The sequence below is a fragment of the Pararhizobium sp. DWP1-1-3 genome (assembly GCF_049896125.1).
In the GTDB taxonomy this organism is placed as follows: domain Bacteria; phylum Pseudomonadota; class Alphaproteobacteria; order Rhizobiales; family Rhizobiaceae; genus Pararhizobium.
This window is the reverse complement of the sequence record NZ_JAFCTR010000032.1, coordinates 1-17658: the sequence shown is the minus strand read 5'-3', so window position 1 is coordinate 17658 and position 17658 is coordinate 1. Positions and strand designations below refer to the sequence as shown.

The following is a 17658-nucleotide window of genomic DNA, read 5'->3' as shown; positions in this document are numbered from 1 at the left end:
TGGTTCGAGCACTACAACACGCTTCACCCGCACAAGGCTTTGGGATATCGATCCCCGCGTGAGTTCTTAAACCGTCAAACAGAAATCTGATCCTGTCCGGTTTTTATGGGGCAACTCCAAAATGACAAATTATCCGGCCAATGATGCCGTCGTTTTTGAGGTGGAAACGGTGAGAACTGCTCTCCCGACATGGTTAGTAGCACCGTCGAATTGGTGGAACTGGCGAAAATGCCGAGCGTGATGCAAGAGTGGTCAATCCTGAAACCTTAGAGCGGTCCCGTAAGCTGATTGTAGAGGTTGCCGACTGGCAGCATAGGTTGGGTAAATGGAAAAAACAGCAACTCGGACCTCGCTTTAGGGCCGAACTCCGCATCCTCTAGGCGACATTGGATGCATCTATGGATGAGGCGAACGCAGCCGCAATCAAGCTGAAGTCGTTCGACTGATGAGTTCGCGAGGCGCAAAATTGCGTCTACAAACCATCGGGGCCGGCCAACACACTTTCCGGCGGCGCGCAGCGGCAATCAAGATCTGATGCGTTTGTTTTAAGTTCGTTGAAGTGCAGCGCCACATGCTAAAAAAGTGATCGAGTATCGATCAACGCTCGAAAATCTAACGACAATTAGGGACAGCATGTACATTGTGTGCCAACCCCGCCCCAGCGCGGATCCGCGCTTTGGCGCGAACTTACAAAGAAGATCTGTACGTCGTTGAGGGGGTGGATTTCTCACAGCACCTTACACAGGAATTCTTCGCCGAGGGTATGATGAAGCGTGGCTCATACCGACACGATAATCCGTGACGCTTTGGTCCCTTGCAATGACTGGTCGCTTATTACCTCTCCAGGAGCTCTGCCAATCGCTTTGCATTTTTTATGGAGTGGCCGTCACGGTCGTTGTTGAAATATACCCAGGTTGTCTGGGCACCGCTCTCGCGGATCCGATTGGCCCAGATCAGCAGCTCGTCGTCGCTATAGTCATGGCGATACCACTGCTTTGTTCCGTGAAAACGTACGTAGATATCACCAGCGGTCCGGACCAGTTCGTCAGGCAATCGTGGGCCACTGCAGGAACAGAAGATTGCTCCGGCAGCTTTGAACGCATTGAAAACCTCCTCATTCCACCAGCTCTTGTGTCGAAACTCGACCACGTTCCGACGTAAGGGGTCAAGTTGCGACAGAATGCGATGCAAAGTCTCGGCGCTATACCGAATGCTAGGCGGCAGTTGGAAAAGGAAGCATCCCATTTGTTGACCGAGCAGATCGGCGATATAGCCGAAGTCCTCCACCAAAGTTTCAGTTTCCTCGAAGCGCTTTACATGGGTAATGAGTTCACAAACCTTGACGGTATAGACAAAGTCTGGCGCCGCTTGCCGCACCCAAGTCTTGACGGCAGCGATGGTCGGCCAAGAGTAAAATGGCGCATTGAGTTCTACGGTCTTGAAGTTAGATTGATAAATGTCGAACATTTGGTTTGAGGGCGTTTCGGCGGGATAGAAATGCCCCTTCCAGTGCCAGTAGTACCAGCCCGAACAGCCTATATGTGTCCGGCCCGACAACGCCGCTTGGCCGTCTGAAACCACTTCGCCGTGACGAGCGGCAAGCCTGACAAGACTCATCTTGTTGGCACGGCCGATGTTGGCATCACGTTGCTTTTGCCGACGCTCGGCACGTCGTGCACGTCGTTTATCTACGGCTTCGGGAGAGGCGTCTACCATGCTGCCGTTCCAGTTTTATCTGTTCCAAAGACTATGTATGACTGTCCGGTCATTATCGACTTTGAGGTGGCCACGCATAGCTGCGAACGCGTCATGTCCTTTCGACGCAAAGGTCGCAGCCGCTCGGTTGCGCAAGGCTTCCAGCCTTGTCAACGGCCCTAGCACCCTCGACCGTTCCAATTTTGCGGTAAAAAGCGGAAAGCCTGGCGACTTCGATGTGGCCGTAATCGAACGTATAAGTCCTTCAGGGACAGGGTGCCGGTGTTTGGTCATCGTGGATTGTCTTTACAGAAGCTTATCCTCCTCGGCAGGCCCTTTCATCACCTGTCTCCCTTCGTTTTCCCAGCGTCGGTCATTTTGGAGCGATTGGGATCTTTCAAGTTCTCTCCTGCCGCGTCGCGATCCGTCTCAGGATCATCGACGGACGGAAGATACCCGGGCGGGCGGGTTTCTTCAGGTCCTTCCCAGCGAGGCGATTGGTCAGTAGTTCCGGCTGGGCCCGCTTTCGGTGTTTCCTGTTTCATCGCTTTTCCTCCAAGCTCTGTTTCCACGCCTATATATTGACTCAACTGTGGAAAGGTTCAGATGTTCCGTCCAATGGCGTTGATAGGTGAGGATCGTCCAAAGGATGGAACCGCTGATAGCTGTGGTTGCAACATCCAACGAGCACTGAATCAGTCCGTAGACGTTTGCAAAGCAAGCTAGCGGCTGATGGCCGTGGCCTGAGACCACACAACCATCCAGCGGCCGTTGTGATTTTCATATGTGTCACTGTGCCGGTACTCACCGGGCAGCACGAAGTGCCCGTTGAAGATTACTTTGAGGTGAGCGCGGTAGCGTACAACAGCGGCCGAGCCATAAAGAACTTGATGACCGCTTCACGTCGGGACAACGTTCGGAGGGGGCCGATGCGGACGCCAACGAGACCGGGCTAGGTAAGGGAGGCTGACTTCTCGGCGCTAAATCCCAGGCCTTAAACCAAGACGAACCAGCGAATGTGCGGATTGGAACAGTCAAAGTAGTCGACGCCTGTTCCAATCAAGACAAATACAATCGAAGGTTTGCCTCTGGCAAAAGTCAAAACTGTTTGCGAAAGCCGAACATCACGGCATGGCTGGAGAAATCCGTGCTCCGGTTCGTGCCATCCCGCGCCTGCACGCTGAAGTCGTCGGCCGCCGTGTACCGATAGCCGATGTCCAGCGTGGTATCGTTGAATAATGAGACGTCGGAAAATAGACCGAGGCCTTGCAGGTCGATGCCGACTCCTGCATCGAGATGGTAGGCAAATTGCGTATCATCGTCATCGATCACAACGCCCGTTCCGGATACGCCCTGACGGCCAAGTTCAAGATTCATAAAACCGACGCCGCCCCCGACATAAGGGGTGACAGCACTGAAGAAGCCGCCCTGCTCAGGACTGCCCAACGGAATGTCGAGGTACCCGTTAACGTATCCCTGGATTGTTGTCGCGTCACCGAAGGAATCCGTCGAGCCGACGTCCGCACCGTTAACGCGGTGGTGATCTACGGAGGAGTTGCCGTAACCGACTTCGAGTTCAAGCCGCGGCGAGACATAGCCCACGTCGCCGAAGCTGTAGCCTGCGCGTAGTGCGCTGTAATATCCTACATCGTAATCCGTACTAACGCGCGCCCCCGCAGTAGCAAACCGCGTGTTGTCGATGAACGTTAGACTGTTGATGGTGCCGAGATAGAAGCCCCCGCTGGTTTCAACAACGACAGGCTGGACGGGTGCGGACAGATCCTGAGCGAGGTCTGCAGAAGCAGCGGCGCTGGCGGCTGCAAGAACCGACACGCAGGCGAGTAACAATCTGGGAACTTTCGTCATTTCAAAATCCTTTGATAGGCCGTTTCGCTGAAGGAATCTGCGGCCGTTTTTAGTGGAGGGCTGAAGGCGAAGTCTGCTGCGTAATCATGGCAAGCCCGCAATTGTTCCACCACCCCCGTTGGGAAATGGCTGGCTGTTGCTATTTTGCTTCATCGCAGCCGTGGCATTGCTATCCGGTTTTCGCCCCAGGAACAGGTAACGTCCGATCGTCCCGGCGGCATGCAGGTCTGCGTCCAGACGCTGGGTCGTAGGCCGCCTTGAAGAGCGATCCGCGCAGTTGTTCCTTTTCTACCATCCGGTTCTCCAGTCCGTGCTGCTGGTGTTAAATCTCGGGACGAGAGGCAACGCTCCTTCATTCAGGTGGAAAGCCAAAAATTAGGAGAGTTTTACCGATTGCGTAGAGCGCACTATCGAAGGCTAAAAAATCAAACGGAACGCTCCAGTCGGGGAACGGCATATCTGTTCCGGCAGGAGGATGGAGGGCTTGTGTTTGAGAGCCACTCAGAACTTGGCAGTAGCCCTGACTAGTATAGACTTGGCGCGCGTGCTTTCAACGCGAAGTGGCGTAAGGGGAGAGTGCAAACTGCGACAGAGCGAGCGAAAGTTTTTAAAGGCACACCTATGAGTTGAGCAGGACTTTTCCGATCCGCAACGCGAGCCGTAGTTTACTGCTGTAACGCCCGAAACTCGGCTACTGATTTGCGCTCGACAATTTCGCATTCGAACTTCATTTTGGTTCTCGCGTTTCAACCGAAGCGTTGCCACTAATTCAGCGAGCTTTTCAACCGCATAATGCGCCATGTCGGCGTGCGGAAGTTCCATTGTCGTCAATGGTGGGAGCATGTCCGCTGTGTATGATTCATTGTCGAAACCAATCACCGAAATATCGTTGGTGATCGAAAGCCTTGCTTCAGCGGCAGCGGCAAGACCCCCATAGCAGTTCGATCGCAAAAACAGCAAAATGGCCGTTGGTGGCTAAGTCAACGTTTGAAGCTGCTTAAAAGCATTGTAGCCTCCCGTTATGGTCCACCCTCCTCTGAGAACCGATGCGCTGTCGAAAGGTATGTCGCGCATCATAAGAGCTCGGCGATAACCTTTGACCTGAGACCCATCTTCCCTCCAGTTTTCGGGAGAGTCTTGGGGTTTCAATCTGGCTTTATGCGGCCAGTTTTTCCAGAGCTATTTTCGATGCGAATTCACTGGGCGTGATGTTACCCAGCGAAGAGTGTGGTCTGTTTCGGTTGAAGTCTTCCTTCCATGCGGTGATTTCCGTCCTCGCCTGTGTCACAGACGAGAACAGTGTTTCGTTGAGGCATTCGTCGCGGAAGCTGCCATTGAAGCTTTCTACGAAGCCGTTCTGCATCGGCTTGCCCGGCGCGATGTAATGCCATTCGATCTGGCTGGCTTGGCACCATTCGAGAACGGCCATGCTCGTCATCTCCGTTCCATTATCCGGAAACAATCGTTCGTGGCTTTCCTCGGCGCACGATGACGGCATCGAGTTCCCGCGCAAGCCGCCGACCTGAGAGCGACGTGTCGGCGGCCAGCGCCAGGCATTCGCGGGTGAAGTCGTCGACAACGGCCAAGACCCGAAAGCGACGACCATCCGTGAAGGCGTCGCTGACGAAGTCGAGGCTCCAGCGCTCGTTGGGACGCGAGGGTAGTGCCAAAGGTCGTCTCGTTCCCAAAGCCCGTTTGCGCCCGCCACGTTTGCGGACGGTCAGCTTCTCTTCGCGATAAAGACGCCGGAGCTTCTTCAGGTTCATGACGATCCCCTGCCGATCCAGCATGACGTGAATGCGCCGATATCCAAAACGACGGCGCTCGGATGCCACCAGCTTCATAGCCTCACGGATATCAGCGTCATCGGGCCGAACGCTGCGATATCGCACGCTTGACCGATCAACGGACAAAACCTCGCACGCCCGACGCTGGCTCACACCATGCTGTTCGCAGACATGAGCCACAGCGTCCCGCTTCACATCGGGCGTCACCATTTTTTTGAAGCGACATCCTTCAAAATGGCATTGTCCAGCATGGTCTCGGCCAGCAACTTCTTCAGCTTGGCGTTCTCATCTTCCAGAGCCTTCAGCTTGCGGGCATCGGAAACCTCCGTGCCGCCAAACTTCGATTTGTATTTGTAAAAAGTCGCTTCGGATATTCCGTGCTTGCGGCAGACGTCGGCCGTCCTCAGGCCGTTCTCCTGCTCTTTCAATATCCCGATGATTTGCTCGTCCGTGAACCGTGAATGCTTCATGCTGTCCGTCTCCTCAGTGTGACGGACTCTACCAAAATTTGGAGGAAGATTAGGGTCTCAGGCAATCCGCATGAACCGCATTCATGAATTGCGCGTGTTATCGCCATTGTTTGCAGTCGGTCATCAGGAGCGGGGAAGTTTTCCGCCCGCAGCAAGAAGTTGCTCGACGGTATCGACGTCGAGCAACGCTGCCTCACCGATTTCAACGTCCATAACCTGCGCTGCACCGCTTCGGACAAGGGAGCATGCACCAACGTCGCCTTTGAGTTGCTGAAGATCGCTGTGCAGAATTCGCGGGAAGATGACCGGGTTGCCTGGCAACCCATGGCTAACAGCGCGCACGATGGAACTTGCGCGAGTTTCGCGGAAAGCGGCGACAAGTGCGTTCAGATGCTCGGTTGAAAGATCAGGCATATCGGCAAGCGTGATCATTATGCCCTCTGGTTCAGTTTGAGCCGCAGCGGACACCCCAATTCCCAGCGAGCTAGCAATGCCGGTTTGATACTTCTCGTTGCGGATAATCCGGCACGGCAGGTCGTGGATCACCGAGGCTATCTCGCCGTGTCGGTGCCCGGTGACGACGAACACGCCGGTACAATCGCATCCCAATGCGTTAATGATAGATCGCCGAACGAGCGGAACACCATTGAAGGTAGCCAGCAGCTTGTGAGCGCCGCCGTCGCCCATTCTACTCGACGCGCCCGCCGCCAGAACGACAATGGCGACGGCGGAACCGCGTTCCACGATCATCCGTACGCCGCGAGACGCGCTGCCGCGACATCGGCGAGCACGGACAGGGCAAGCGAACTGGCGTCTCTTGTCGGACCGAAAAATCCAATCGGCGCCTTAATGCGGTTGATCTCGGTTTTAGACCAGCCCGCGAGGCATAGACGCTCCTCTCGCCGCTTGTGAGTACGGGTGCTACCGAGTGCGCCGACGTAGAAGGCGCGCGACCTAAGAGCGGCACCAAGAACTCTCTCCTCGGCGTCGAGATCATGGTGCAGCAACACAACAGCGGTCATCTCGTCGATCGCCGCCAGTAAATTTTGCTCATTCCCATTCGTCTCGATTACATCAAAGCCGCAAGCCTTCGCAATGGCTGACACCGCATGTGCTTCAGCGTTCCCGCCTGAAACGGCGATCCTCGTACGAGGTCGGTACAAGATTTTGAAATCCTTGTCATACCATCCCGACTGCGACGGAGGACATATCCGGTCGAGTAGGTGCTCATCAGGTGAGTAGCAGAGCGCTCCTGTCTCTCGCGCTTGTAAGCTTTTAAGGATGCCATCAACGAGCCTGCCGTCCCTTAGGACGTGGATGGCGATCGTGATGCCGCCGCCACATGGCAAGGCGATGTCAAAGAATGGAGAACCCTTCCCAAACTTCACGATACGATCTCGTCCTTCTTCAAGGGCCATAAGCGCCTCGCAGGCAACTGCCGCCTCGACGCATCCACCAGAAACGTAGCCACAGAACCTGCCGTCCGAGGCGACTGCAAGCTGAGAGCCGAGCGCGCGGGCGGCCCCTCCTCGAATATCGACAAGTGTTGCAAGGGCAATTTTACCGCCCCCCTGCAATGCGGCCAATGCGAAGGCCAATATCTCTTCCGGTTCGTCGGACGTGGTTGCCCGAACCGGGGTCGGAAGAGAAGTTAAAACTTGGTCCATGTCATCCTCCTCAAGCTACGTCCGGCAGCTCGCCGATCAGCTTGTCGAGGGTGATCGGATAGTGCCGGACCCTGATGCCGGTGGCGTTATAGATCGCGTTGGCGATTGCTGCCGACACGCCGCAAAGACCGAGTTCTCCCACGCCCTTCGCTTTCATCGGCGAAGACAACGGATCTGTCTCGTTCAGGAAGATCACCTCCTGGTGCGGGATGTCGGCATGGACCGGCACCTCGTAGCCCGCGAGGTCATGGTTGACGAAGAAGCCGCGCCGAGTGTCGACGGCGAGCTCTTCGGAGAGCGCACCACCCGCTCCCATGGTCATCGCGCCGATAACCTGGCTTCGGGCCGTGATCGGGTTGAGGATGCGGCCCGCGGCGCAGACTGCCAGCATGCGCCTTATCCGCGTTTCCCCCGTCGCGACATCAACGCCCACTTCTACGAAATGCGCCCCGAAGGTCGACTGCTGGTGCGTCTTTGTCAGATCGCCCCACTCCATCGTGTCTTCGCCAACCAGTACTTCATCGCCCGCGGCCTCCGCCAGCGGGACGAAGCGGTTGCCCGACCGAACTGTCCCGTTTTCGAATACTGAATTCTCCGAGTTGAAGCCGAGCTTGCTGGCGACGATTTCGCGGAGCTTGACGCAGGCCGCGTAAACACCTGACGTTGCAGAGTTCGCGCCAAACTGTCCGCCGGAGCCGGCCGATACCGGAAAGCGGGAATCCCCAAGCTGGACCGCCACCTTGTCGATGCCAACGCCAAGCATCTCGGCGGCCGTCTGGGCGATAATCGTGTAGCTGCCGGTCCCGATGTCGGTCATGTCGGTCTCGACGGTTACGACGCCGTCCCGGTCGAGCTTGACGCGCGCGCCCGATGGCATCACCAAATTGTTGCGGAACGCGGCTCCGATACCCATACCGACGAGCCACTGCCCTTCTCGACGGGCGCCTGGCTTGGCGCGCTTGTCCCAGCCGAACGCCTTGCGCCCTCGCTCCATGCAGCCGATGAGATCCCGATGCGAGAACGGCCGCTCGGGCTTCTCCGGATCGACCTGGGTATCGTTAACGATCCGGAACTGGACAGGATCCATACCGAGCTTTTCGGCCATCTCGTCAATGGCGATCTCAAGGGCCATCAAACCCGGCGCCTCGCCGGGTGCGCGCATGGCGTTGCCTTCTGGAAGGTCGAGCGTGGCCAGACGCATTGCCGTCATCCGGTTTGCTCCGGCGTAAAGAAGCCGCGTCTGGTTGACTGCCGTTTCCGGCCCGCCGCCCGGAAGGTCGCCAGACCAGCTCTCATGGGCGATTGCCGTAATCTTGCCGTCGCGCTCGGCGCCGATGCGAATGCGCTGGATGGTAGCCGGGCGGTGCGTCGTGTTGTTCGGTACAAAAGGCCGCGGGAGCGCCACCTTCACTGGATGGCCGACGTCCTTTGCCGCGAATGCGGCTAGAACGGCATCGGCGCGCAGGAACAGCTTACCGCCAAACCCGCCGCCGATAAACGGCGACATCAGATGGATCTTCTCCTTGTCGATCCCGAGCGTTGTGGCAAGGTCGGTCCGCCCCCAGTCGATCATCTGGCTCGACGTCCAGACGGTCAGCTCATCACCGATCCACGCGGCGATCGAAGCGTGCGGCTCCATCATCGAGTGCGACTGGTCCGGGGTCGTGTAGGTCTCGCTCAACGTGACGGCAGCCGTCTTAAAAGCGGCGTCGAAGTCGCCGACCGCCGTGTCCGGTTCATGGGATTCCTCGGGCTTCTCGGCCGATGCCATGGCAGCGCGCAGGTCGTAGACGCCAGGTTGTTCTTCATAGTCTACCTTCACCAATGCCGCTGCGGCACGTGCCCGTTCGAACGTATCTGCGACAACGACAGCGACGGCTTGATGATAGTGCTGGATCTCTGCGCCGCCAAACAGCTTGGCGGTGTTGTACTTGCCCTTTTTTAGGTCTCCGACGTCGAGCGTCGTGACGACCTTAAGCACCCCTGGCGACTTGTTCGCGGCGCTTGTGTCGATCGACTTAATCTTGCCCTTGGCGATCGAAGCGCCAACGGGATATCCGTAGGCATAGGGCACGTTCTTGTCGTACCACTCGTAGGCGTACATCGCTCTGCCGGTGGTCTTGAGCTCGCCGTCTATTCTATGGATGGGTTTGCCAACCACTTTGAGCTGGTCGATTGGATTGGTGGTAGCTGGTTTGTCGAACTGCATGACTATCCCCTTGCCTCCACGATCACGGCGCCTAGCGTGCGCTCGACAAGATCGATCTTGAAGTGGTTCTGCTCGGTTGGACGGGCGCTCGCCATTAAGACAGAGGCAACGGCCTTGGCACCGTTTTTGAGTTGCACGTCGGCCTCTTCGATGCGCCAAGGCTTATGGGCGACGCCGCCGACCGCGACGCGGCCAGAGCCATCAGGCTGAATGATTGCGCCGACCGAGACGAGGGCGAACGCGTAGGATGCCCGGTCCCTCACCTTCCGGTAGATGTGCTTGCCACCGGTCGGTAGCGGCAGGACGACCGCAGTGATAATTTCGCCAGGTTCGAGTGTTGTCTCGATATGCGGCGTGTCTCCAGGAAGACGATGGAAGTCCGCCATCGGAATGGACCGTTTCGCCCCGTCGGCTTTGACGGTTTCGACAACGGCGTCAAGCGCCCGCATGGCGATTGCCATGTCGCTCGGATGCGTCGCGATGCAGGCGTCGCTCGTTCCTATGACCGCGTGTTGGCGCGTAAAACCTCCAATCGCAGAGCAACCACTACCTGGCTGGCGCTTGTTGCATGGTTGGTTCGGATCGTAGAAGTACGGACAGCGTGTTCGCTGTAGCAGGTTGCCCGCGGTTGTTGCCTTGTTGCGAAGCTGCCCGGAGGCACCTGCCAGCAGCGCGCGCGATAGGAGACCGTAGTCTCGTCGCACCCTCTCGTCTGCGGCCAAGGCCGTGTTCCTGACGAGAGCACCGATCCTCAGGCCACCTTCCGGCGTCGGCTCGATCTTGTCGAGGCCAAGTCCATTCACGTCGATCAGATGGCTCGGGCGCTCGATCTCGAGTTTCATGAGATCCAAGAGATTTGTACCGCCGGCAATGAACTTGGTTTGCGGGTTCGAAGCTGCTGCCTTGGCGGCACTTTCGACCGATGACGCGCGCTCGTAGGTAAAGGCCTTCATGTTTCAATCCCCCCGACTTCCGAGATGGCGTCCAGGATGTTGGAGTAGGCTCCGCACCGACAGATGTTTCCGCTCATGCGCTCGCGGACCTCGGCGGCCGTAAGCCTTACCGCTTCGGTCAGGTTGCCAGTAACGTGACTCGGGATGTTCGCCTTGATCTCTTCCAGCACCGCGATGGAGGAACAGATTTGGCCTGGGGTGCAGTAGCCGCACTGGAAGCCGTCGTGCTTGATGAACGCCGCCTGCATCGGATGGAGGTTGCCTGGAAGGCCCAGTCCCTCGATCGTCGTGATCTCGTCGCCGTCATGCATGACGGCAAGCGTTAGGCAGGAATTAATCCTCTGACCGTCGACGATGACCGTGCATGCGCCGCATTGTCCATGGTCGCAGCCCTTCTTTGTTCCCGTGAGATGCAAATGTTCCCGCAAAGTATCGAGAAGCGTGGTCCTGTTATCGAGGGCAAGTTGGTGTCTCTCGCCGTTAACAGTGAGAGCCACAGGCGTTGTGTGTTTCATATCGTTTCCCGTTGGCTGCGCAGCAGTGTTGTGCGCCGCGACTCCCGTAAGAGCCACCGCCGCTGCTGACGAGATAAGAAGGTCTCGACGTGAAAGTTCCAAATTTTGATTGAGCATGTCCGCTCCGATCGTTCTCAGCTGGAGTAGGGGTTTGGCCCTAAAGCTAAACGCTCAAAATGTAGAGTAGGGCGCTCGGCGGTGAAGATTAGATGCTGCGTCGCTTATGCCCAGTCCATAAGTGAGGAAGATGGCCAGATGTTCCAACCGACCGTTATTTTCCTTGATCTATGAATAACGGCGGCAGCATTGGGCGGGTTTCGTCTGCAGGCGCAAACGCCGGCGCCGAGCAGCTTGGCTGGCATTGACTTCGTTAAGATCGCCGCCGGCGGTTTTCTCATAGGCTCGCCCGCCACGGACCCGGATGGCCGCGCGTTCAAACAACCGCAGCATCGCGTTACGGTAAAAAAGCCTTTTGAGATCGGCCTCTAGCTTCGGTCGGTATGCGATCTTCAGTGCATCGAACATAGTCGTCACCGATATCCTGACCGTAGAAACGACCTCCACCTATGTCACTTTGAGCGGGTTCGACTTCCTGTCCATCGACGTTACCGACCGCATAGCGGACGTCGACGACCTGCCGCTGTAGACGTTATGACGGAAGCCGAAGGCCGAAGCCGACGCATGGGATCCAACCTCAATAAATAGAGTGGTTTAAGCGCCGCGTTTGGAGGCTTCACAGCGTTAGCCACCCGTCTCGCTGTGGGGAGAAGCGACTGGCTTCGAGTCTGGTGGCCCTTTGAAACGCAGGAAAATCGAGAGCACCACCACCGTGGTGGAGAGGAATTTTGCTTTGCCAGTTCTCTAATGACTCTAACCAGAACTGGGCGCTGGAGAAGTGATCAATCATTGATGTCGCCTGTCCATGCATGTGCGTTTCGACATTTCCCGCCTCCGCGCTACACCTGAGATGTAAGAAAAATGTCGGCACGAAGAGCGAAAGCCAGCGCGATGCCGAGCGAATAAGAATACGCCGTGCGCGCCCAGCCCCTAACGCGGACGAGCCATGGCGCATCAAGTACCTCAACCTTTGCTGCGGGATCGTCATCGACCTCAGAGGGCCGGTCCAGATCCTTGGACGCCGCAGATCCTCGCTGGAACAGGATCGCAGTCAGCATCACATATGCGGACATCTATAGGAACTCGGCTTCCCATTTCTCGAACATGGACGATAGAAAATGGCTGGACGCGGCATAACCGGCAAGACCGACCCTTGCCGTTCAGTGCTCCGCCAGTTCATGTTTGTGCACCGACCAGCCCGTCAGCAACATCCGACTTATTGTCGAGATGGTAAGGATGGCCAGGACGATGGTCAGACCTTGCGAATAATGGACACCTCTAGCTTTTAATCAGTAGATCCAGGGTTCGAATCCCTGCGCTCTCACTACCCAAACACCTGAAATAATTATATTATTCTTGAGCTGATCTTATTTTGGTTTTTCTCGAATCGCCACCTGGTCGCCACGACTCGTGAAATGCTAACGCTCTCCCTTTCCGTCCAAATAATCAACCGAAGCAAAATTGCGTTGGTTAAAAGCAGGGCTGCAAATTACCAAGTCCGTCCTTAACGCGATTTGCCAAACGTATCTTCCGCCGAGCTGCAAGCATGGCCTTCCTGCTCTCGGGCTCCGTCCTATTCATCCTTGCCGTGAGTCTTTCTATAGCCATCCTCGCAGCCTCCTGCATCGATGATGCCTGCCAAGCGGATCGGCAAGTCGGGGTTGATATCATTTGTCATAAGTTCAAATTAGCCGAAACAAAGTCCTCGGTCTAACATTACATCACTTTTGAAGCGTCCCCACACCGCTCGATACGCTGCAGAGTCCCAACTTGCATCGATCTAACGGCCAGCCAGTCCTCCCAGGTTGGCTGGCTTTTTAATTTGAAGTTTATCTTGCTGTTTTACTGGCCGGCAGCGACGACCCCTTCAGCGCGCCGATAGCTTCCGTGGCCAATCTCCGGCGACGAAAGCGGACCAGCGGTCTCCGCCGGCCACTGGCCCTTTGTTTGTGCCGCCGACGAGAATTCGATATGACCCTTGGTCTGGTTATAGGCGTAGCAATCGGCGCCGCTATAGGAACGGCCCTACTCGGCAATGCCGCTACTGGGATTGCCATGGGTATCGGCGTGTGTGCGGTTTGCTGGTACTTCTTCACTAGGCCTTGACTTGCGAGCCTTGTGGGAACTGCTGCCCGTGTCGGGTGCTTCCGCTGATGCGGACTATCGCTGAATGCGTTATCCCGCCTTGCGACCCCCCACGCCCGAACTGCGGTGGGGTCTGCCGGCGGGTCGACCTTGGAAATATTTAAAACATCACGCGCAGGGCCAAACCAGCGTGTGTCGACCCGTCGTTTGGGCCGTCGCAAAGATTCGCGTTGGAGGAATGATCTACGGTGGCTAAAACGTGACGTTTCTGTCACCTTCACGCCTAGAGCTGCATGCTCTCTAAATAGAGGCCGACAACTAAGTTGAGGGCCGGCTCCACGATCCAAATTTCCGTTGTGAACTGTGCCGCCTGCCCCAAACTCTGCAAATAAATTATCTAAAAAGGCCCCGCTACGGCCATGCAGAAACCGGACAGGGGAAACTATGGTGAGCCCGCCCTACCCTCGACGAAAATCTCTGCGGGCCGAAGTTGTCGCCCGCAAAGAAATCAGTTTTACACGCCGCCGGAAAAGTGCCGTACGAGGCTCTGCACGGCAGCTCAAAGGAGAGAGGCGCCCATGCCGCTAACGAGGCGATACGGAACCATAACGCAAGATCCTCTGAGCGTGTCGTTCGCCGTGACGCAGAACGCGGCGAGAAGATCGACGAGACCGTTATGGACTAATTGACCCTGGCCATTAGTGGCTTGCATCGACATCGAGCGGGTGGGAGTCGATTGATTATCAATTATCACCGGCCGGTTGGTTCCACCCAATTCCAGCGTAATGTAAGAAAATTGCCCGAGAGGAACATGATTGTGGTCCGCCAAGGTTACCGATGGTCCATAACGACGCCATAGCAATCTGTTAGAAATCGATCGCAAGCCCGTTTTCGCAAAAATCGAACTTGGCGGGTTCCGATTCGCTGCCGTCTGCATAAGTGGCCTTGACCCACTGGGAGCAGCCTTCGCTATTCGTGCTCTGATCCCAGACGAGGTCTGACGTCGAACCTGGCTTGATCCCGCTCCCAATGTCGAAATAACCCCAGTCGCTTTTGTTTTCAGAAACCAGCACTTCGGTGATTGCCGTCTTGGTGGTGTTGGTAGCCGTAAAAGAAAACTCTGCGGCGTGGGAGGTGCCGGTCGCCAGTCCATTCCCCGCGATGCCGAACGCGATTGCAATAAAACCTAAGCCAACGCTATTAAATTTCATGGTTTGTCCTCAGATGAATTCGAGTTTCTTTGCGGCCGTTTGGCCTCGTCCAGAGGAAGATTCGACGGATAGGCTTAATACCGCAAGCGCCAAATTTGGATGTATTCTGGACATTCAGCGAACTTAATATGAACATTGGATCCAATATTGGTCAATTTATCTGACGGGTGGTGCAGCCTTGCAGACACCTCATCGTCGGGGCTGCGCGTGCTATTAAATAACGTCCATAGGCTGTGAGAAGTCACCACAATTGGAGATGGCGGAATCCCGATGCAGTTGGAAAAGGCAACCAAGGCACACAGCGAGGAACTAATCTTCGCCCAATACGGCATCGACGTTGAAACGCTTCAGGTAAAGAGTGTCTGGCAGCGCGCCGAGATGGAATGCTCTGGATGGGGAGCTACGGCCATCTCGTAATGCCGGGTCGTCGAATGGAGACAGAGTTGCTGCTTGTGTTTGGTCTCAGTGACGTCCGAACGATTCCGGCCCGGTTAGTCCCTGTTGACGGCGACAATGTAAGGTCAGAACTCGAGGAACTTGCTGGCCAAAGACGCCTTGAACGCGAGGGTAACCGGTGAGAGGTCATTAGGTTGCCTCCCACCCTCGCCCCTCACCAAAAAGCTTCCATCGCCGCTTCCCGTTCATCCGAGTCATAAACGCTCCCGAGCCCCCCCGGCATCAGCAACGGATCGATGCCCAGTTACGGTTTTGGTAGCAGCCATACGATGAGCAGCAAAACAGCGAGCACCACTACAGCACCGGCAGCGTAAAACATGGCGCTGTTGGGATCTGTCAATGAATTCACGTTCTCATTCCTTTCGCGGCCCAGCGCATGCTAAATATTGTCAAACTGAGAGACCAAACATTGCTTGCCTTCAGATCCTTTTTTCCGTGGAACAAGAACCAGTCCACAAGGTTTTCATTAGCCGGCCGCTAATACCCTTCAGCGCCGGTGGCGAAGCAGCCGCCCGTGCGGCGTAATTGCCGAGCCAGTGGTTGCCCCCGACCGCTGGCTCACCTCGCAAGATGTCCGTAATCCCGGGCGAGACTAGTCCCCATCTCCGCGGATGAACAACACGCCCACCAGTCCGAACACCACTATGCATTGCAATATGAACATAGGCCATTGGTCGGACATCGGCTGATTTTAACATATGAAATAAAAAATGCCGCCACCCCGAAGGATGACGGCCCAACGCAATGCTTCCGATTATCGAATGAAGAGCCGGAAAACATCCTGCGAATAGTAATAGCCATCGGTGTGGCGACGATAGCCACGGCGGTGTTCGCGATAGCCACGGTGCCCGTTCCAATACCCGCGCCGCTCTTGGCGTCGCTCAGCACGGTCATGGCGGCGATCGTGACGGCGGTCGAAGCGATCATCGCGTCGGTCATGACGCTTGTTCCAGCGCGGCTTGTCATCGTCACTGTGGCGATATTGGACGGTCTGCACGTCAGACGTCACTTCACTCTTTGGGGGAGCGAATGGAGCAGCTGATACTGGTGTGAAGGTTGTAAGGCCGACCACCATTGCTATTGCAGCGGCGCCGATGGTCTGGATTATCTTTTTCATGGTCTTCCTTTCAAGTTGATGACCTACCATGGGCCTTAGACTATGAACCCGATCTGAACCCTTCGTTCATGTAAGCTTATGAAATTTGCTGGAAAAAAGCCGTCATCCATATAAGGATGACGGCTTGCGATCGCTCCGTTTCCGGCGCTCTTCAGCGTGGTGACAATCGCCTCGGCGGCTGGTGAGACCTCCTTGTAAAAGCCCCGTCGCCATGAGGAGTGCGACGGGGACCGGGGCGGTCCGCCTAACGGGAGCATCGGGCTCCATGTTTCGGTACGCCCTTACCGAGGAAGGCGGAATTGCACAGGCTTACGAAATGGAAAGCTCTGACGCCATGACCGGCCTGGTGGAACATTGCCACCAATATTATACAGACGAATAACAACCCCAAAAATGTGCATTGAAAAACCCCTAAATTAGTAGTGTTATATATGCACTCTTGGGAGAGAGGCAGGCATTCCATATTGCACTTCTTATTGTGAGCTTTTTCAGTGGTCATGTTGCGCCGCCATCTGGTAACGGATGGCGGCTTTTTTATTGATGATAAAACCGCAGAATAATTCCCCTGAAGGTTGTCATGCCACATGGCGATGCTACCTACTCCGGTCGGTCGCCAAGGCGTAGGCGATACGGATGCCGGCTGCTTCGTTCACCCTGCGGCTGGCTTGCTCTCAGAGTCGACGGCAAGGTCTCGACCGTGCCCGCAGACTCCAACGCCTAACCTCGCCGTTTGTAAACCTCGAGCGGAACAAATCGATTGCTCTGAAGTTTCTTTGTCGATCAGCTTCAGGGTGGAAACGATGGGCGAACAGCTTCGAATTCAATACGACTGCATAAGCAAGACTGTGCTCGTACAACTCGGGGACAACAGCTACGTTTTGCCCGATCAATTCGACGATAAGGACAGCGCAGAGAACGCTGCCAGAAATTTCGCGCGAGATTCTTGGGCCTACGAAACGGTAGAAGAAACGCGCTCAAAAGACGCCTCTCCCAGCATGTGACCACGGATGTACTGGCACGTATTGTGGGACGGTTAGAAGGTCGGGCGAATGCTCGGCCTTTTTCTTTGACAGTCGATTGACTCCCGCGTCCGCTCAATGACCATTCATGGCTATGAAACTGTGTCCGCCGAAACGCTTCGATCTGCGCATGAATTCAAACGATTCTTGTACCGGCTATGACGTATTCGCGGGGCAGCCAGCGGCACTGAACGTTATCGCCCTGGACAGGCTCCATGCTGCACAGGCCGGAAAATGGGCGACCCAGCTCAACCTTGAATTTGCCAAGCGAGCCGGAGGGACGAACCATTGAGTTCCACCACAGATTTCATAGCCGAACTTATCCGTGCAGCAAACAGTCCCATAACGTTGGGCATTGATGAGCGCCGACGGTTGATCGATCGGGGTGTACGAATGGTGCGCGAGATGCGTGTCGAGTCCGGCGTTCGCCCGGGTCGCCGAGGACAAGATCCGCTTCGAGACATCGAGATAGCGGCGCTAATGGCGGAGGC

Annotated in this window: 14 protein-coding genes and 2 pseudogenes; 2 read left to right on the top strand and 14 right to left on the bottom strand. The window is 56.1% G+C overall.

Going from position 1 to position 17658, the window contains the following annotated elements:
* Positions 1 to 90, top strand: a 90-nt coding sequence (locus ACP7BS_RS29345; RefSeq protein ID WP_426232134.1) for an integrase core domain-containing protein, incomplete at its 5' end; no start/stop codon positions are given.
* A gap of 744 nt (positions 91 to 834) precedes the next feature.
* Here the strand turns inward: ACP7BS_RS29345 and ACP7BS_RS29340 are convergent.
* The 14 genes and pseudogenes from ACP7BS_RS29340 to ACP7BS_RS29275 all read right to left on the bottom strand — a co-directional run bounded on the left by ACP7BS_RS29340 (position 835) and on the right by ACP7BS_RS29275 (position 15970).
* Positions 835 to 1716, bottom strand: a complete 882-nt coding sequence (locus ACP7BS_RS29340; RefSeq protein WP_426233282.1) for a DUF72 domain-containing protein — start codon at positions 1714 to 1716, stop codon at positions 835 to 837.
* Between the two features lie 320 nt (positions 1717 to 2036).
* Complete coding sequence (locus ACP7BS_RS29335; RefSeq protein ID WP_426233280.1) at positions 2037 to 2240, bottom strand: hypothetical protein; 204 nt, start codon at positions 2238 to 2240, stop codon at positions 2037 to 2039.
* 553 nt (positions 2241 to 2793) lie between these two features.
* The gene (locus ACP7BS_RS29330; protein ID WP_426233278.1) at positions 2794 to 3561 is read right to left on the bottom strand and encodes an outer membrane protein; all 768 of its coding nucleotides are present in this window, start codon (positions 3559 to 3561) and stop codon (positions 2794 to 2796) included.
* Positions 3562 to 4062: 501 nt separating this feature from the next.
* Positions 4063 to 4512, bottom strand: coding sequence for a substrate-binding domain-containing protein (locus ACP7BS_RS29325; RefSeq protein WP_426240895.1), 450 nt, complete (start codon positions 4510 to 4512; stop codon positions 4063 to 4065).
* Positions 4513 to 4717: 205 nt separating this feature from the next.
* Positions 4718 to 5818 (bottom strand): annotated as a pseudogene (locus tag ACP7BS_RS29320) (IS3 family transposase).
* Positions 5819 to 5941: 123 nt separating this feature from the next.
* The gene (locus ACP7BS_RS29315; protein ID WP_426233276.1) at positions 5942 to 6568 is read right to left on the bottom strand and encodes a nucleotidyltransferase family protein; all 627 of its coding nucleotides are present in this window, start codon (positions 6566 to 6568) and stop codon (positions 5942 to 5944) included.
* Complete coding sequence (locus ACP7BS_RS29310; protein ID WP_426233274.1) at positions 6565 to 7485, bottom strand: XdhC family protein; 921 nt, start codon at positions 7483 to 7485, stop codon at positions 6565 to 6567. Before ACP7BS_RS29310 ends, ACP7BS_RS29315 begins: the two co-directional genes overlap by 4 nt.
* Before the next feature lie 10 nt (positions 7486 to 7495).
* Positions 7496 to 9694, bottom strand: coding sequence for an aldehyde oxidoreductase molybdenum-binding subunit PaoC (gene paoC / locus ACP7BS_RS29305; protein ID WP_426233273.1), 2199 nt, complete (start codon positions 9692 to 9694; stop codon positions 7496 to 7498).
* A 2-nt stretch (positions 9695 to 9696) separates the two neighbouring features.
* The gene (locus ACP7BS_RS29300) at positions 9697 to 10647 is read right to left on the bottom strand and encodes an FAD binding domain-containing protein (protein WP_426233271.1); all 951 of its coding nucleotides are present in this window, start codon (positions 10645 to 10647) and stop codon (positions 9697 to 9699) included.
* A complete protein-coding gene (gene paoA / locus ACP7BS_RS29295; RefSeq protein ID WP_426233269.1) occupies positions 10644 to 11279 on the bottom strand; it encodes an aldehyde dehydrogenase iron-sulfur subunit PaoA in 636 nt (211 codons plus the stop codon). The genes ACP7BS_RS29300 and paoA overlap by 4 nt, the downstream gene beginning before the upstream one ends.
* 168 nt (positions 11280 to 11447) lie before the next feature.
* The gene (locus ACP7BS_RS29290; protein WP_426233268.1) at positions 11448 to 11687 is read right to left on the bottom strand and encodes a hypothetical protein; all 240 of its coding nucleotides are present in this window, start codon (positions 11685 to 11687) and stop codon (positions 11448 to 11450) included.
* 216 nt (positions 11688 to 11903) lie between these two features.
* A pseudogene (locus ACP7BS_RS29285) lies at positions 11904 to 12535 on the bottom strand (DUF6766 family protein).
* Between the two features lie 1695 nt (positions 12536 to 14230).
* Positions 14231 to 14575: a hypothetical protein gene (locus tag ACP7BS_RS29280; protein WP_426233267.1), complete on the bottom strand. Its 345-nt coding sequence runs from the start codon at positions 14573 to 14575 to the stop codon at positions 14231 to 14233.
* A gap of 1098 nt (positions 14576 to 15673) precedes the next feature.
* Complete coding sequence (locus ACP7BS_RS29275) at positions 15674 to 15970, bottom strand: hypothetical protein (protein WP_426233265.1); 297 nt, start codon at positions 15968 to 15970, stop codon at positions 15674 to 15676.
* Between the two features lie 1285 nt (positions 15971 to 17255).
* On the opposite strand from ACP7BS_RS29275, the gene ACP7BS_RS29270 reads away from it, so the two are divergent.
* Positions 17256 to 17459: a hypothetical protein gene (locus ACP7BS_RS29270; RefSeq protein WP_426233263.1), complete on the top strand. Its 204-nt coding sequence runs from the start codon at positions 17256 to 17258 to the stop codon at positions 17457 to 17459.
* Positions 17460 to 17658 lie beyond the last annotated feature (199 nt).

Coding starts and splice junctions, on each gene's coding strand:
- ACP7BS_RS29340 (WP_426233282.1), bottom strand. CDS start 1,716: ATGGTAGACGCCTCTCCCGAAGCCGTAGATAAACGACGTGCACGACGT.
- ACP7BS_RS29335 (WP_426233280.1), bottom strand. CDS start 2,240: ATGAAACAGGAAACACCGAAAGCGGGCCCAGCCGGAACTACTGACCAA.
- ACP7BS_RS29330 (WP_426233278.1), bottom strand. CDS start 3,561: ATGACGAAAGTTCCCAGATTGTTACTCGCCTGCGTGTCGGTTCTTGCA.
- ACP7BS_RS29315 (WP_426233276.1), bottom strand. CDS start 6,568: ATGATCGTGGAACGCGGTTCCGCCGTCGCCATTGTCGTTCTGGCGGCG.
- ACP7BS_RS29310 (WP_426233274.1), bottom strand. CDS start 7,485: ATGGACCAAGTTTTAACTTCTCTTCCGACCCCGGTTCGGGCAACCACG.
- paoC (WP_426233273.1), bottom strand. CDS start 9,694: ATGCAGTTCGACAAACCAGCTACCACCAATCCAATCGACCAGCTCAAA.
- ACP7BS_RS29300 (WP_426233271.1), bottom strand. CDS start 10,647: ATGAAGGCCTTTACCTACGAGCGCGCGTCATCGGTCGAAAGTGCCGCC.
- paoA (WP_426233269.1), bottom strand. CDS start 11,279: ATGCTCAATCAAAATTTGGAACTTTCACGTCGAGACCTTCTTATCTCG.
- ACP7BS_RS29290 (WP_426233268.1), bottom strand. CDS start 11,687: ATGTTCGATGCACTGAAGATCGCATACCGACCGAAGCTAGAGGCCGAT.
- ACP7BS_RS29280 (WP_426233267.1), bottom strand. CDS start 14,575: ATGAAATTTAATAGCGTTGGCTTAGGTTTTATTGCAATCGCGTTCGGC.
- ACP7BS_RS29275 (WP_426233265.1), bottom strand. CDS start 15,970: ATGACCGACGCGATGATCGCTTCGACCGCCGTCACGATCGCCGCCATG.
- ACP7BS_RS29270 (WP_426233263.1), top strand. CDS start 17,256: ATGGCTATGAAACTGTGTCCGCCGAAACGCTTCGATCTGCGCATGAAT.